Annotated in this window: 11 protein-coding genes and 2 pseudogenes; 7 read left to right on the top strand and 6 right to left on the bottom strand. The window is 71.7% G+C overall.

Annotation, left to right across the window (positions count from 1 at the left end; genetic code table 11):
* The first annotated feature begins 9 nt into the window (after positions 1 to 9).
* Entirely contained in the window at positions 10 to 1,260 is a 1,251-nt protein-coding gene (locus ACFYXF_RS39855) for a cytochrome P450 (protein ID WP_389356933.1), read from the top strand.
* 263 nt (positions 1,261 to 1,523) lie between these two features.
* Here ACFYXF_RS39855 and ACFYXF_RS39850 read toward each other — a convergent pair whose 3' ends face one another.
* Positions 1,524 to 1,802 carry an Atu4866 domain-containing protein gene (locus ACFYXF_RS39850; RefSeq protein WP_389356931.1) on the bottom strand — a complete coding sequence of 93 codons (279 nt, stop codon included), beginning with the start codon at positions 1,800 to 1,802 and terminating at the stop codon, positions 1,524 to 1,526.
* A gap of 304 nt (positions 1,803 to 2,106) precedes the next feature.
* On the opposite strand from ACFYXF_RS39850, the gene ACFYXF_RS39845 reads away from it, so the two are divergent.
* The 4 genes from ACFYXF_RS39845 to ACFYXF_RS39830 all read left to right on the top strand — a co-directional run bounded on the left by ACFYXF_RS39845 (position 2,107) and on the right by ACFYXF_RS39830 (position 7,010).
* A complete protein-coding gene (locus ACFYXF_RS39845; protein ID WP_389356929.1) occupies positions 2,107 to 2,886 on the top strand; it encodes an Atu4866 domain-containing protein in 780 nt (259 codons plus the stop codon).
* Positions 2,887 to 2,941: 55 nt separating this feature from the next.
* Positions 2,942 to 4,363, top strand: coding sequence for an amidohydrolase family protein (locus ACFYXF_RS39840; protein WP_389356927.1), 1,422 nt, complete (start codon positions 2,942 to 2,944; stop codon positions 4,361 to 4,363).
* 444 nt (positions 4,364 to 4,807) lie between these two features.
* Entirely contained in the window at positions 4,808 to 6,163 is a 1,356-nt protein-coding gene (locus ACFYXF_RS39835; protein WP_389356925.1) for an MFS transporter, read from the top strand.
* A gap of 88 nt (positions 6,164 to 6,251) precedes the next feature.
* Positions 6,252 to 7,010 (top strand): FG-GAP repeat domain-containing protein, encoded by a 759-nt coding sequence (locus ACFYXF_RS39830; RefSeq protein WP_389356923.1) that lies wholly within the window; start codon positions 6,252 to 6,254, stop codon positions 7,008 to 7,010.
* A gap of 30 nt (positions 7,011 to 7,040) precedes the next feature.
* On the opposite strand, the pseudogene ACFYXF_RS39825 reads toward ACFYXF_RS39830, so the two are convergent.
* Positions 7,041 to 7,178, bottom strand: a pseudogene (locus ACFYXF_RS39825) (Atu4866 domain-containing protein); the annotation flags it as partial.
* Between the two features lie 230 nt (positions 7,179 to 7,408).
* Positions 7,409 to 9,340, bottom strand: a complete 1,932-nt coding sequence (locus ACFYXF_RS39820) for a glycoside hydrolase family 76 protein (RefSeq protein WP_389356920.1) — start codon at positions 9,338 to 9,340, stop codon at positions 7,409 to 7,411.
* Positions 9,341 to 9,660: 320 nt separating this feature from the next.
* Here ACFYXF_RS39820 and ACFYXF_RS39815 point away from each other — a divergent pair, with 320 nt between their 5' ends.
* Together ACFYXF_RS39815 and ACFYXF_RS39810 are read left to right on the top strand one after the other, a co-directional pair.
* Positions 9,661 to 12,552 (top strand): alpha-L-rhamnosidase, encoded by a 2,892-nt coding sequence (locus tag ACFYXF_RS39815; protein ID WP_389356918.1) that lies wholly within the window; start codon positions 9,661 to 9,663, stop codon positions 12,550 to 12,552.
* A gap of 259 nt (positions 12,553 to 12,811) precedes the next feature.
* Positions 12,812 to 13,104: pseudogene (locus ACFYXF_RS39810) on the top strand (UTRA domain-containing protein); the annotation flags it as partial.
* A 75-nt stretch (positions 13,105 to 13,179) separates the two neighbouring features.
* On the opposite strand, the gene ACFYXF_RS39805 reads toward ACFYXF_RS39810, so the two are convergent.
* From ACFYXF_RS39805 to ACFYXF_RS39795, 3 genes are all read right to left on the bottom strand, one after another.
* Positions 13,180 to 13,959: an SDR family oxidoreductase gene (locus ACFYXF_RS39805; protein ID WP_389356916.1), complete on the bottom strand. Its 780-nt coding sequence runs from the start codon at positions 13,957 to 13,959 to the stop codon at positions 13,180 to 13,182.
* A 55-nt stretch (positions 13,960 to 14,014) separates the two neighbouring features.
* On the bottom strand, positions 14,015 to 14,854 hold the full coding sequence (locus ACFYXF_RS39800) for an SDR family NAD(P)-dependent oxidoreductase (RefSeq protein WP_389356914.1): 840 nt from the start codon (positions 14,852 to 14,854) through the stop codon (positions 14,015 to 14,017).
* A gap of 129 nt (positions 14,855 to 14,983) precedes the next feature.
* Positions 14,984 to 15,841, bottom strand: coding sequence for a helix-turn-helix transcriptional regulator (locus ACFYXF_RS39795; protein ID WP_389356912.1), 858 nt, complete (start codon positions 15,839 to 15,841; stop codon positions 14,984 to 14,986).
* Positions 15,842 to 15,938: the final 97 nt, after the last annotated feature.

The following is a 15,938-nucleotide window of genomic DNA, read 5'->3' as shown; positions in this document are numbered from 1 at the left end:
GATGGCCCGATGAGCACCCCTTCCTCACTTCTGTCGGCGTTTCGTCCCAAGGTCCAAGAGCGTCTCTACGACTTCTACGAAGAACTCCGGAGCGCCGACGACCTGTTCTGGGACCGCCGTACGGGCGCCTGGATCGCGACCGGGCACGCCGTGGTCAGCAGCGCCGCGAACGCGCCCGGTCTGTCCTCGGTGCGCTACCCCGACATCGAGGCCGTCCCCGAGGAACTACGGCCGCTGGCCAGGGTCCTGAGCCGACAGATGCTCTACAACGACGCCCCCGACCACGCCCGGCTGCGAGCCCTGATCGGCAAGGCGTTCACCGCGCGCGCGGTGGCGGCACTCCGCGCGCGGATCGTCGAGGCCGTCGACCGGATCATCGCCGGGGCGGCGCCGACCGGCCGCATGGACATCGTCGCGGACCTCGCCAAGCCCCTCCCTTTGACCATCATCTGCGACCTGCTCGACGTACCGGAGGAGGACCGCGCCGCCGTCGCCGCCTGGTCCGAGCCGGTCGCCGAGGCCATCGGCAACTCCCGGCTCGACGAGGACCGCAACCGCGAGGCCTCGCAGAGCATGGCGGACATGCTCGCGTACCTGCGGGAACTCCTCACCCGCCAGGACGCCACGCCGACTCCCCACACCCTGCGCGCGATGGTGAACGCACAGGCCGGCAACAACGACCAGGACCTCGACGAACTCCTCGCCAACTGCGCCCTGTTGCTGATCGCCGGCCACGAGACCACCACCCACTTCATCGGCAACGCCACCCTCGCCCTGCTCCGCGACCCGGACGCCGCCGACCAACTGCGCGCCAAACCCGAGCTGATGCCCGCCGCGGTCGAGGAACTCCTGCGCTACGACGCCCCGGTACAGCTGATGCTGCGCCGGGCCCGGCACGACCTGGACCTCGCGGGCCGCGCCATTGAGGAGGGACAGACGGTGCTGCTGGTGTGCGGCGCCGCCAACCGGGACCCGGCCGTCTTCCCCGACCCCCACACGCTGGACTTCGAACGCTCCGGTTCAGGCGGCCGGCACATGTCCTTCGGACACGGCCCGCACTTCTGCCTCGGCGCGGCACTGGCCCGCATGGAGGGCGAGATCGTCCTGGACACCCTCCTCAACCGCCTCCCGGACCTCCACCTCGACGGCACAGAGCCCCCGAAGTGGCAACGCAGCCTCAACTTCCGCGGCCTCACCCGCCTGGACGTGGCCTTCACGCCGGCGGGGGCGGAGACGGGTCCGGTCGCGGCGGGATCCTGACCCCGGAGCGCGGGGGCAACCCATCGGAATCGATGGGGTTCGCCCCCGCGCTCCGGGCGGGGGGCCGCTCCGGGCGGGGGGCCGCTCCGGGCGGGGGGCCGCTCCGGGCGGGGGGCCGCTCCGGGCGGGGGGCCGCTCCGGGCGGGGGCCCGCTCCGGGCAGGGGGCCCGCCTGAGGCGCGCCCTCCCTCGCCCCGGCCCTGACCGTGGCCCCGGGCCGGGGCACCGGCCCCGACCCCCTGGCCCCGCCTGGGGCACCGCCGCTCACCGCCGGGCGGGCTCCGTGCCCTCGCGGTAGAGCACCAGGTGCTCGTGGAAGAGCACACCGTCACGGACGTCGCCCGTGGCGGTGAAGCCGGTGTCGTCGACGTAGTCGATGTGGTCGCCGGTGACGGTGTAGCTGCCGGTGTAGGCGCTGCGGCGGTTGCCGCGGGCCTCGTCGTAGCGGCCGTTCGGCAGCAGTTCCTGGCGGATGAACCCGTCGGCGGTCACCCACATCCCGACGTACGGGTGCGGGGCGCGGGGCGTGTCGTTGCTGGTCATGGCTCTACGATCGCCCCGTCGGCCGGGGGCAACCAGGCCGCCGTCTCCCCAGGTGGGGGCCTCCTGGGTGCCGCGCACCCAGCATCGCGAGCGACCGCCCCGGGCACCCTCCGCCGTACGCGGCGGGCCGGATCCTGGGTGCGCGACACCTGGGGAAACCGCGGCCTGGTTCCGATTCCCCGGCGCGACGAATCTGGTGGTCGAGCAGCCGCAGCAGCTGCCGAAACACTCGCCTCGGACCCGTACCGGCGCTCACTTCGCGCAGCGGTGACACCGACGAGGCGACTCCACCGAGGAGCACGCAATGACCGTCACCCACGCCATCTCCGACTCCGGTACCGACTCCGGCGCCGTGCGCTGGAACCCCGAGGCCCTCACCGAGATCCTCTCGAACGGTGAGGGGCGTCCCGTCCTGTTCACCAACGCCCGCATCCTGACGGCGGACCCGCTGATCGGGACCATGACCGGCGCCGACCTGCTGTTCGTCGGCTCCCTGGTCGTGGGCGTCGGCCCCGGCATCATCACCGCGGCGGCGGACGACAACGCCATCGTCGTCGACTGCGCCGGGATGACCATCGCCCCCGCCGTCGTGGACACCGTGGCGCTGACCGGCGGCCGTGGCCACCGCTCCGAGTACGTCGCGACCCTGACCCCGGGCAACACCCCCGACTTCCTGGTCCTGCCCGACGAACTCGCCGCCGACGTGCCCGGCGCCGTGGCCGCCCTCTTCACCCGGCCGGAGCAGGTACGCGCCCTCGTCGCGGCCGGCCGACCGGTCCTGTGGGCCGGCACCGACGTCCCCGGCCGCGTCACCGCCCCCGAGACGGGCATCCCGGCCGCCGCCGATCTGACCGGCAGCCCGCGCGTCGGCGTCTGGATCGACCGGAACGACTTCCTGCACCAGGAACTCACCGCCGACGGCCGCTACGACGAGACCCGGGGCGGACGCCCGCACGCCTACCAGGGCCGCTACTGGATCGACGGCGACCGCATCGACTACCTGGACGACCTCGGCTTCTGGGCCTACGGAGCGTTCCAGGACGACGAACTGCACCACGCGGGCTACGTCATGAAACTCGGCTGACCTTCCCTGTCTCTCCTCCAACTCCGCCGTATCGAAAGCCGAAAGAAGACCTCTCATGAACGCCAACACCAACGCCAACACCAACGCCAACACCAACGACACCACCAGCGCCGCCGTCCTCGAAGAGCTCCGGCGCCGCCCCGCCGACCGGCGGCGCATCCTGTTCACCGGCGCGACCGTCGTCACCATGGACCCCGACCTCGGCGTCATCGACGACGGTGACGTCCTCGTCGAGGGCGACACCATCACCGCCGTCGGCCGCGACCTCGACGCCGGCGACGCCGTGGTCGTCGACGCCACCGGTACGGTCCTCACCCCCGGGTTCGTCGACACCCACCGGCACGCCTGGGAGGCCCAGTTGCGCCGGATCATGCCGGACGTCGACGATCTCGGCGGCTACGTCATGGCCACCCTCGCCGGTTACGCGACGGTCTACCGGCCCCAGGACATGTACACCGGCACCAGACTCGCCGCCCTGACCGCGATCGACAGCGGCATCACGACGATGCTCGACTTCTCCCACAACTCCCGCACCGCCGAGCACTCCGACGCCGCGATCGAGGCCCTCCGCGACACCGGCATCCGAGGTGTGCACGCCTCCATGGGTCCGCACTTCGGCGAGTGGGACCGCCAATGGCCCGGCGACCTGACCCGCGTGAAGGACAAGTACTTCAGCAGCGACGACCAACTCCTCACCCTGCGCCTGGCGACCCTGGCCACCGACGAGATCGCCGGACCGGCACTTGCGTACGGCCCCGAACTCGCCCGCACCGCAAAGGAGTTGGGCATCGGAGTGAGTGTCGACGCCGTCTTCGGCACGTCCGGCTCCGAGGCGGTGCTGCGCTGGGCGAAGGACGGCGTCCTCGGCCCCGACGTCACCCTCATCCACTCCACCGGGCTGACCCCCGAGGCGTGGAGGGCCATGGGGGAGACCGGCACCACCGTCGCCCTCGCCCCGACCTCCGACGCGCAGATCGGCCTGGAGACCGCGATCCCCGCCGTCGACGAGGCCCTCGCCGTCGGCATCCGCCCCGGACTGAGCATCGACGTCGAAGTCGCCCTGGCCAGCGACATGTTCACCCAGATGCGGGCCCTGCACGCCATCCAGCGGATGCGCGCGGTCAACTCCGCCTACGGCACCGACCGGCAGCCCTCCCGCATCACCACGTACGACGTCCTGGACTTCGCCACGCTCCAGGGCGCCCGAACGAACGGCCTGGCGGCCGTCACCGGCTCGCTCACCCCGGGCAAGAAGGCCGACCTGCTGGTCATCCGGGCCGAGGACCTCAACAACATGCCCCTCAACGACCCGATCGGCACGGTTGTGCTGGGCTCCGACGCCCGCAACATCAGCGCCGTCCTCGTCGCCGGCGAGCCCCGCAAGTGGAACGGCCAGGTCCTGGACATAGACCTCGCCGCCCTGCGCGACGAGGTACACGCCTCACGCGAGTACGTACTGAACACGCCCGCTGCCTGAGCAGCCCCCGCCCGCCTGAACAGCCCTCGCCCACCGACCGCTTCCCACCCTCGTCCCCCGGCCGTCCCTCCACGGCCGGGGGCACCCATCGCATCCCGGCGGCGCCCACCGTCGATCGCCCCGCTGCGTGCTGAGCACCGCGGCAAACCCTGAACGGCCCCCGCCCACTGCCCAGTTCCCGTCCCGCCCCCCGGGCCGTCCGTGCACGGCCGGGGGCACCCGTCGCATCCCGGTGGCCCACCGGCCGATCGCTCCACTACGTGCTGAGCACCGCGGCAAACCCTGAACAGCCCCCGCCCACCGGCCGGTTCCCGCCCCACCCCCCTGGCCGTCCGCCCAAGGCCGGGGCACCCGTCGCATCCCCGGCGGCGCCCACCAGCCGACCGTCCCGCACGCGAACACGTGGGGCGGCGGCGACCCGACGCCCCCCTTCCTGGAGTTCCCATGTCCCACCCCGTCACATCCCTACCGCCCACAGCGGCCACGCCCAACACCCCCGGCCCGCCGCCCTCCTGGGCCCCCGCCGCGCCGACCATCGCCCTGCTGACCGCCCTCGGCGTACTGATGGTCGGTCAGATGTACACCGTTCTCGCCCTGCTGCACCCCATGGCCGCCGGCCTCGGCACCACGCCCGGGCAGGTCACCTGGACGGCGACGGCGTTCGGCTTCGCCTACGCCGGCGGATTCCTCCTCGCCGGCCCGCTCGCCGACCGCTACGGATCGCGTTCCGTGATCACTGCCGGCCTCGTGGCCGCCACAGCGGCCACCCTCGCGGTCGGTGCCGCCCCCGACCTCCCCACCGCCATCGCCCTGCGCGCCGTGCAGGGACTCACCGCCGCGACCTTCGCGCCGTCCGCGCTCTCCTACGCCGTCCACCACCTCGCCCCACAGCGCCGCGGCACCGCCCTGACCTGCATCACCAGCGGTATGTTCGCCGCCGCCGTGCTCCTCCAGATCGGTGCCCAGGCCGTCGCCGCCGGGCTCGGCTGGCGCGCGGTCTTCTGGATCGGCGCCGCCCTCATGGCCCTGAGCCTGATCCCGGTACGCCGTGTCCTGCGGCCCACGCTCCGCCAGGGCACCGGCGGCGGACTGAGCCAGGCGTTCGCGGCGATGCCACGACTGCTGCGCCGCCCGCGCACGGTCGCCCTCTACCTGTCGACCATGGCCCTGATGGCCGCCTTCGTCGCCGTCTACACGGCCGTGGCCATCGCCGGACCGCCCGGTGTCGCGGGGGACTCCTCCGCGATCCTCGCCCTGCGGGCCGGCGCGCTGCCCGCCCTGGTCGCCGTCCCCGTACTCGCCCCCGTCCTCCAGCGCCTGGCCGCACCCCTGCGCGCGGTCCTGGCCTTCGCGCTGGCCGCCCTGACCGTCGCGGCCGGCTCCTTCCTCGGGGGCCACATCGTGCCGCTGGTCGTCGTGCTGCTGCTGTTCGTGGCCGCCGTCGCGGCGGCGGCGCCCGCCGTCGTCGAGACCGTCAACGCCGGTGCCCCGCACGCACGCGGCGCGGCCGTCGCCCTCTACGGCTGCAGCATGTTCATCGGCGCCAGCCTGGGCCCGCAGCTCACCGGCGCCCTGACCGGCCTGGGCTTCGGCGGCATCCTCCGCGCCGTCGCCGCCGCGCTCGTCCTGGGCGCCCTGCTGGCCCTGCCCGCGCTGCGCCACCACCGCGCGAGCGTTTCGGCAACGGCCCAGGACACCGAGGACCGTACGGCCCCCGCGCACTCCCAGGCGGACGACGGAAGGTCCGATGCGGCGCGGGCGGCGCGGGGCCCTCGACCGGCACCTGGTGCGAATCAGTAGGCTCGGCCTTTCCCGGCGACGCCGTCGCCGCCCGCGCTCGGAGCCTCAGCGGTCATCTCCCGTTGTCCGAAAGGTGCTTGTCACAGTCATGCGAACAACGAGCCGTCCGGGCGGGCGCGCACAACTGCTCAGGCGGGCGGCCGGCCTGGCGGCCACCGCGGCCCTGCTCGGCGCCTGCGGAGAGGCCGTCGAGGGGGCACCTCCCCATCCCACGGGCAGCCCCTCGGTCCCCTCGTGCGTGACGCCGTCGGGGGATCTGCTGGCGGACATCGACGGCGACGGCCTCACGGACCGCGTGTCCGACCCCTCCCGCACCGGTGCCCGACTGACCGTCGCGTTCGGCGAGGAGACGGGCTACGGCACCCCGGTCGGCGTGCGCAAGCTGGTCGGCGGCTCCGGCAGCGACGAGAAGGACGTGCTCGCCGCCGTGGCCGACTTCGACGGCGACGGGTGGAACGACCTGGTCGTCGTGGCCACCGGCCGGATACAGGGGGACGACGCGATCGAGCCGACCGTGGACGAGCTGATCTCGGGCCCCTTCTCGGCCTCCGGACAGGGACAGCGCACCCGGCACCTCGACCTCGGCGAGACACGCGGCATCGCCGTGGCCGACTACGACCACGACCCCCACCCCGACCTGGCGGTGTTCAGCTACGCCGGCGACGGCGTCTACCAGACGGAGGCCCGCCTCGGCGATGCCGACACGGGACTCGCCGACGCGACCGCCGACACGAGCGGATACAGGATCTACGCGGACCAGACCGACGACGACACCCCGAGCAACATGCCCGACACGGGCCTGAGCACGTTCTACCCGACGTGCGGGAAGACCGACGGCCGGGGCTGAACTCCGCGACCCGCCCTCGCCCTGGAACTCCCCGCGGGCCCAGAGCCCGAGGTCGTCCGGCCGGCGGACACGGTCGCCGTCGATCCACCACCGGCCCTGGTGGGCCCGTGAGCACCCGCCCGTAGCGGCCGTCGGCGATGAGCTCCGGGCACCGGAAGTCGTGCCCACCGGTCCGGACGCCGACGCGAGGGCCGCCGTTCATGTCCTGAGCGGCAGGGCGACCTTCGGAGTAGGCCCGGCGGTACGGATGCGCCGGCCGACGCGGGGTCAACAGCATCTTGCGGCCGGCCCACGGCCTGTCTTGGTCCCTGGTCGCGTACAGGGAACGGAACCAGGGACCAGGGACCAGGCCGGCCGTACGCCCAGGAGCACGGCGCACCCTGCCCACCGACCGGTCGTCAGCCCTCTGCCGCGGTGAGCGCCCCGAGCGCGCTCGCCTGGGTGCGCCAGTCGGTCTGGTTGGGGCCGGTGCCGGCCCAGCGCTGGCCGAGGGCGTTGAGGGAGGTACGGTCCCGTGCCCACAGTGTGTCCGCCTGCTTCTGGACGTAGGCCCGGTAGGCGCTTGCCCCGGTGACCTGCGCGAGGTCGGCGAAGTGCCGCATGAAGATGCCCTTGAACTGCTTCTGGTTGTCGTCGCAGGACGCCGAGCCGAGGTCGCAGGACTCGGTGAGCACCCCGTCCCGGGTCAGCGCCGGGCTGCCGATCGCGGCGTCGGCCAGGGTGCGCGCCGTGGTCAGCAGCGAAGCGTCACCGGTCGCCCTCCACAGTTCGGTGAAGCCGCCGATGGCCAGTCCCTGGTTGTAACTCCACACGGTGCCGCCGTTGTTGGCGCAGGCCGAGGTCAGCCCGTCGTTCACCAGACCCGAGGAGTTGATCATCCCGCCGGCTCGGTACCAGGCGGCGGCCGTCCTCGCCCGCTGGAGCCATACGGTGTCGCCCGGGACGCGCCGGTGCAGTGCCGCGGTCAGCCAGAGATACTGCCCGTTCGTCACCGCGTTCTTGTACGTCCGCTCCCGGTCCCACCACACACCACCACCGCAGGAGCCGGGATCCCAGTACCGCTGAACGTAGTTGGCGATGGTCACCGCCTCGTCGAGGTACCGGGCGTCGCCGGTGTGGTCGTACGCGTCGAGCCACGCGATGGCCCACCAGCCCGAGTCGTCGATGGAACGGCTGATGAAGTGGCCCTCGATCGCGTCCGTGCTGCGCACCCCGGCCGCGAATACGCCCCTGTTCTGCTCGAAGGTGCGCGCGATCACCCAGTCGTAGTCGTGCCTGCCGGTGGTCCTCGCGAAGTCGACGAGGGCGGTGAGAGTCGCGGCGGAGTTCCACCAACTGCCGGGCCACCAGCCGTTGTAGGGGTCGTACGAGGTCATCAGGGCGTCCGCCGCTCCGCGCGCCCTGGTCGGCGCGGGCCTGACCCACGCCGTGCAGCTGCCCTCGTTGTGGCTCGCCTCCCGGCCACAGGCACGGACCGCGCCGCCGTACAGGAGGCCGCGCGGGTCGCGGGTGGCGTACATCGCGGTACGGGTGCCGGTGGCCCCGGACGGGGTGCTCGTACGGCCGAGCGAGGAGCCGTCCGGCCAGGTCGCGCCGCCGTCCCAGGAGCGGTCGAGCCAGATCTCGTCGCCGGCGCCACCGGTGTCGACGCTCGCCCAGGCCATGGAGTTCCGCTGGTCGACGTGCAGCCGGATCGTACGGCCGTAGAGGGTCGTCGACGGCACCGGCTGGTCGTCGCCCGCCGCCTGGCCGGCGCCGGTGCCGTCGCAGAGGGTGTCGCAGACCGTCGGGTAGACCCAGTTCGTGCAGCCGACACCGGCGGCGTCGCCGCAGGCCCGGACCAGTCCGCGTCGGTGGTCGCGGGGATCGGTGATGTTGTACATCAGCGTCCTGGTACCGGTCCAGGTGCCCGGGACGCTCGCCCTGCCCAGCAGCCCCTCCCAGGTCGTGCCGCCGTCCCAGGAGCGGTCCAGCCACACGGAGTCGCCGGTCACGCCGTCGTCGATGCTCGCCCAGGCCATGTCGTCCGCGTCCGAGACATGCAGTTGGAGGCGACGGCCGTTGAGGTTCCTGGCCGGCACCGGAAAGCTCTCCTGCCGGGCCTGCGAGGGGTCCAGCGTGTCACAGGCCAGTACGCACACCGGGGTGGCGGCGGACGCGGGCGCCGCGGCCGGGACGACCAGCGCCGCACCCGCGAGAGCGGCCGTCAGCAGAAGTCCGAGGAGCCGCGATCGGGCTCGCGTTCGGGCTCGCGTTCGGGTTCGGGTTCGGGCTCGCGTTCGGGCTCGCGTTCGGGTTCTGACAACGATGTCGGAATCGCGTGCAGACATCGGGCTTCGCCTCGATTCCACGGTGGGGGATGCCGATGGGCCGGACGGGGCTCACACACTGGTCCATACCTGCCTCCGGGGCAGTGAATCGTTATGGCGGGACCCTGTCAATGGCTCCAACGGGCGTCATTTCAAGGGCTGTTCGGGGTTGCCGTGACGGGTTGACACCCCGTTTTCAGGCACCCATCATCGGTGGCACTTCGGCGAGGCTCCTCGTGCGACCCACCGTCCGACCCGTCTCCGAGCCTCGCGCGTCATGGATTTGAATCGTTTCATAAAACAGCGTCCCCGTGTTCCCGCACCCGTTCCAGGAGGTTCCCGTGCGCCGTCGTTCCCCGCTGAGCAGATCGCCAGGCCGGTACCACTTGCTCAGCCTCGCCATGGTCGCGGCCGCCGTGCTGGCCGCGGGTCCCGCGCCGGCCGCCTCCGCGACGGCCACGGTCCCGGTGACCCCGACGGGCGTCAGCGCGGCGGGCCTCGACGCCCTGAACTACTCGCCGACCTCCCGCACCGTCAAGCCGACCGCCGTCTTCCGGACGTCCGGCAGCGTCGCCGACCCGCAGAACGTCCTCGCCGGACAGGCAACGCGGATCTCGGGCTCGCAGTCGGCCGTCACGCTCGACTTCGGCAAAGAGGTCGGAGGAGTGGCAACGTTGTCCTTCGGTGCCACCAGCGGCAGCGGCCAACGCGTGGGCCTGGCCTTCAGCGAGTCCTCCCTGTACGTGGGCAACAACAGCGACCGCAGCAGTGGCCGCGACGGCGAGGACGGGGCCCTCTACGCCACGGCCGCCGCCAACGGCACCTACACGATGCCCACTTCGAGACAGCGCGGCGGCTTCCGCTACCTCACCGTCTTCCTCGACACCTCGGGCTGGGTGGACCTCACCGGCGTCAGCCTCGCGTTCACCGCGGACCCGGGCAAAGTAAATCCGGCCGACTACGCCAACTACTTCCACTCCAGCGACGACCTGCTCAACCGCATCTGGTTCGCCGGGGCCTACACCGTGCAGCTCAACACCATCGCCTCCGACCAGGGCCGAGCCTGGCCCCCGCCGGCCACGGAGTGGGACAACGGGGCGACCGTCGGCGCGGGGGAGTCCGTCCTGGTCGACGGGGCCAAGCGCGACCGTACGGTGTGGCCGGGCGACCTGGGCATCGCCGTACCGACGCAGTACGCCTACTCGGGCGACCTCACCTCGACCCGCAACGCGCTCACCACGATGTACGACGTGCAGTCGGCGGAGGGCGAAATCCCCTGGTCCGGCCCGCCGTTCAACCTCACCGGCTCGGACACCTACCACACCTGGACGCTGCTCGGCACGGCCACGTACTACAACTACACCGGTGACCGGGCGTGGTTGGACTCCGAATGGGCCAACTACACGCGTGGGATGGCCTTCATCATCAACAAGATCGACGGCAACAATCTGCTCAACGTGACCCGCACCCAGGACTGGGCCCGGGTCGGCCAGGGCGGCGAGAACATCTCCGCCAACGCGCTGCTGTACGCCGCGCTCAGGAACGGCGTCACCCTGGCCCAGGTCAAGGGCGACAGCGCGCTCGCCGCGAACTGGGCCGCCAAGGCGGACGCCGTCAAGGCCGCCGCCAACTCCCGTCTGTGGGACGCCTCCAAGGGCATGTACAAGGACAACCCGACCAGCGGCCTGTACCCGCAGGACGGCAACTCGCTCGCGGTCTGGTACGGGCTCACCGACTCCGCCGCGAAGTCGCGCAGCATCGTCGGCCAACTCACCACCCGGTGGGGCATCTACGGTCCCACCACACCCGAATGGGGCGGCAACGTCTCGCCGTTCGCCGGCGGGATGGAGCTGAACGCCCACTTCGCCGCCAACGACGACCACACCGCCCTGACGCAGATCCGCCGCACCTGGGGCCACATGCTCAACAGCGACATCGGCACCAGGAGCACCTTCTGGGAGGGCATCAGGGCCGACGGCGGCCTCGCCTACGGCGGTTCGTTCATGAGCCTGGCCCACGGCTGGTCCTCCGCGCCCACCTCCACGCTCACCTTCGACGTGCTCGGCACCACGCCCGAGTCGGCGACCGGCGCGTACCGCTTCGTCCCGCACCCCGGCGACCTGACCAGCGCCGAGGGCCGCATCACCATGCCGCAGGGCGCGATCGACGCGTCCTGGTCCCGAGTCCCCACCGCCGGCACCTACTCCGCGCACCTCACCAGCCCGGCCGGCACCAACGGCCGTATCGGCGTCCCGAAGTTCGGCGGCTCCAACATCTCCGTTTCCGTGAACGGCAACGTCGTCTGGAGCGACGGGACGTTCACACCGGCCTCCGGCATCGGCGGCGCGAGCCAGGACGACACCTACGTCTACCTCACCGGTGTCGCCCCGGGCAGCTACACCGTGACCGCCACCGGGCTGGGCAATCCTCCTCCGCCCGCCGAGCCGGGCACCGGTGCGCTGCGCGCGGGCTTCACCCGGTGCGCGGGCGAGGGCGGCACATGCTCCTTCAGCGGCACCCGCGCGGTCGCCTACGGGGCGGGCACGTACACGTACAAGACGGCGAACGCCAGTACCGCCTGCACCAACGCCTCCTTCGGCGGCGACCCGGCGGCCGATCTCCTCAAGTCCTGCTACGTCGCCGACGCGGGCGGCCCGCCCGGATACACCGTCTGCGCGGCCGAGGGAGGCACCTGCGCCGTACCCGGCTACAACCGTGACGTCGCCTACGGCGCCAACGGCAACTTCGCCCACCAGGTCACCAACGGCTCCGTCGCCTGCACCAACGCACACTTCGGCGATCCCATCGACGGCGTCGCCAAGTCCTGCTATCTGCCGCCCGCCGGAGCCCCGGCAGGTGGCTGGACCAAGTGCGCGGACCAGAACGGCACTTGCCCGGCCGCGCCGGGACAGCCGGTGATGTACGGCGCCTTCGGCGCCTTCGCCACGAGGACGGCCACCGGCGACACCCCGTGCACCGACGCCACCTTCGGCGATCCGATCCCCGGCGAGGCGAAGGCCTGCTACACCGCGAGTGGCGGCCCGGCCGGCTACGGCACCAACTGCTCGGACGAGACCGGGACTTGCGCCTTCACCGGGCAGCGGACCGTCGCCTACGGCGCGCGGGGCACCTTCGTGTACAGGACGTTCACCGGCGGCACCGCCTGCACGACGGCGGCGTTCACCACCGATCCGCTGCCGGGTGTACGGAAGGGCTGCTATCTGACCTCCTGAGAAGCCAGCGCTCGGCTACCGGCCTTCGCCCTGTGCGGGTTCCGCCGCCAGGGCGAAGGCCGCCAGGGCCGTCGTCGTGAAGTCCAGTGCGGGCTCCAGGTCTGCCAGGCCCCCACGTCGTCGACGTACCGTGCGCCCTTGCCGTCGAAGTCGGTCCAGGCTCCCGACGGCGGGGCGGCCGTGCACTTCCTCATGGCCGGGAAGCCGTTCAACTCCGCCAACTTCTCAGCGGCGTTGGGGCCGTTGACCACGGCGCCCGGAGTTGGAGGCCGGCGACCTGTACGAGCATCTGCGCGAACAGCACGGCCGTACAGGTCTCCGAGGCCGTACAGGCGATCGAGCCGACCGTCGTCACCCGGGCCGAGACCGAGCTGCTCGATGTGCCCGAGCGAGTACGTCCACTCGATCTACCGCGGCGACCGCTACCGCATCGTCTCCCGGCTCACCCTCGGCCCCTCGGCCGCGGCACCGCCGACCGGGCTCGGACACCACCCCGGCATTCCCACCCCGGGCGACTTCGCCGACCGCGACACCACCGCGTCCTCCACCCGACACCCGCGGGGACATCCAGCCGACGCCGTGAGCCGGCGCGGCTCGTCCGTGTCCCCCGCCATGACGGGACGGACCTCAGATGGCCTGCGCGGTGGGCATGACGGTGATCTCGGTGAGGTTGACATGGCGCGGGACGGCGGCCATGAAGGCGACGGTCTCCGCGATGTCGGCGGACTGCAGACAGTCCATGTCGTGGATGAGGTCCGCCATCAGCTTCGAGGCATCCGGGTCGGTGACGTGGTCGGGGAGTTCGGTCTCGACCATGCCGGGCTCGATGGTGGCCACGCGGACCATCTTCGGACCGAGTTCGACGCGGAGCAGCCGGGTGAGATGGCTGATGTACGCCTTGGTGCCGGAGTAGACGGAGAACTTCGCCAGGATGCGGGTCGCCGCGATCGACGAGGTGTTGATCAGGTCGGCGGGCCGGCCCTGGGCGGCGGCGTCGGTGAGGTGGGGGAGGAACGCGGCGATCACGTTCATCAGCCCGCCGATGTTGAGGTCGATCTGGCGCTGCCAGTCGTCGACCTTCAACTCCTCGATGCCGGAGATGAGTTGGACCCCGGCGTTGTTGAACACCAGGTCGGCCTTGCCGAAGCGGGCGGCGACCTGGTCGGCGGCGCTCCGGACGGCGGCACGGTCGGTCACGTCGACTGCCAGGGCGAGCGCGGAGCCGCCACCGGCCTCGATCTCCTTGACCAGACTGTCGAGACGCTCCTTGCGCCGGGCCAACACGGCCACGGTGGCGCCGAGTTCGGCGAGGCGCCGGGCGGTGACGGCGCCCATACCGCTGGAGGCACCGGAGACGACGGCGACACGGCCGGCCAGGGGCGTGCCGGTGAGCAGGGCAGCGGACATCGCAAATCCTCGATCTCTTTGATACGAGCAGTGGTTGATGGTGGGCGGCGATGCGTCAGGCCGCGTCGCTGTGCCCGGTGGCGGCGGACTTCTCGCGCCACGGGGCGAGATCGTCCCGCACCTGCTGGTACTTGACGTCCAGCCGCTCCAGGGTGTCCCGCCCGAGGTAGAGATGCGTGGGCGGCTTCTCGGCGGAGGCGGCCTCGACGATGAGCGCGGCGCCCTTGACGGGGTCGCCGAGCTGGGCGTGGTTGGCCCGGTCGATCCAGTCCAGCGTCACGTGCGCCGGGGTGTCGTCGTACTCGGCGATACGGTTCGCGGCGACCGAGAGGGAACTGGCGTCGAGGAAGTCCGTACGGAACACGCCCGGTTCGACGACCATCGACTGGATCCCGAACGGGGCCATCTCGGCGGAGAGCGCCTCGCTGATGCCTGCGACGGCGAACTTCGACGCGCAGTACAGGCTGACACCGGGCTCGCCCTCGAAGCCGGAGCGGGAACCGATGTGCACCAGCCGCCCCGAGCCCCGCTTGCGCATCACGGGCAGTACGGCCCGGGTGACGTTGATCAGCCCGAAGACGTTGAGGTCGAACAGCGACCGGGCCTCCGCGTCGGTGATCTCCTCCAGCGCGCCGAGCAGACCGCGGCCGGCGTTGTTGACGAGGACGTCGATGCCGCCGAACCGCTCCACGGCGGCCTCGACCGCCCGCGGGATGCTGTCGTTGTCCGTGACGTCCAGGGCGACCGCGAAGACCTTGTCGGATTTCTTCAGATCGTCCGGTACGCGCTCCGGATTCCGTGCGGCGACCACGACATCGTTGCCTCCCGCCAGGGCGGCACGGGCGATTTCCGCACCGATTCCACGGGAGGCGCCGGTGACGAACCACGTAGCCATGGGAAAACCTCTTTCGTCTTTCCTGGGATCCCCGTTTCGGGGATTTCCTGTTGACGAATTCGAGTCTGCCCGTCGGCCCAGGAGCGATGAAGGCCGCGCTTTTCCTGGGAGTCCCACACCTAGGAAAGGCTAGGGAAAGCGAGGTGCTTCTGGTGCGGTGACGGAACCCAGCAGGGCCAGTCCGTCGGCGGAGGGGGACCCGGGCTCGGCCTGGAGGACTACGAGCTGCTGTCCCGGGACGCTGCGGATGGTGAGCGCCTCGTGCCGCAGCTCCAGGTCTCCCACGACGGAATGGCGCACATGCTTGACGTCGTAGGGCGGGACCCGGGTGTACTCGCGTGCCCACAGCGCGCGGAACTCGCCGCTGCGCACCGACAGTTCACCGACCAGCTCCAGGATGCGGGGATCCTCGGGGGTGCTCGCGGCGGTCCGTTGAAGGTCGGCGACCGCACGGTGCCTGGCCCGTTCCGCGTTCCGGTAGAAGGTCTTCGCCGTGGGGTCGAGGAAGAGCATGCGCAGGACGTTGTCGTGCTGGGCGAAGTCGCCGTAGAGGGCGTCGGCCAGGGCGTTCGTCGCCAGCAGGTCCTGGGCGTGGCCGATGATGAAGGCCGGTGTACCGGTCCAGCTCTCGATCAGCTGTCGCAGGTGCGGGCGGACCCGCTCGACCCGGACCGGGGACTTCGTACGGCGGGTTGCCGGCTGTGCCAGCCGGAAGAGTTCGCCCTTGTCCTCGTCTCCGAGGCGCAGCGCGCGGGCAAGGGCCTCCAGCACTCGGCGTGAGGGGCTGAGTTCACGGCCCTGCTCCAGCCGGCTGTAGTAGCTCGGGCTGACACCGGCGAGCGTCGCGACCTCGTCACGCCGCAGACCGGGCACCCTTCGCCGGCCGGCGCCGGACAGTCCCGCCGCGTCAGGGCTGAGACGTTCCCTGCGGGAGCGGAGGAACCGACCCAGCCCTCCAACCGGGTCATGCCGAATGTCGTTGTCCATACCGTCAAGGCTAGGCGGAGAAGGGCGGGCGGAGCTCTGCCGACGGTGGGTGCGTTACACCCAGGATCGCCGGGTCCCCACGAGGGCGAAAGTCCGT

Origin of the sequence: Streptomyces sp. NPDC002680, from assembly GCF_042889145.1 — a bacterium.
In the GTDB taxonomy this organism is placed as follows: Bacteria; Actinomycetota; Actinomycetes; order Streptomycetales; family Streptomycetaceae; genus Streptomyces; species Streptomyces adonidis.
Note: the sequence above shows the minus strand (reverse complement) of the source record. Positions and strands in the feature narration are given on the sequence as shown.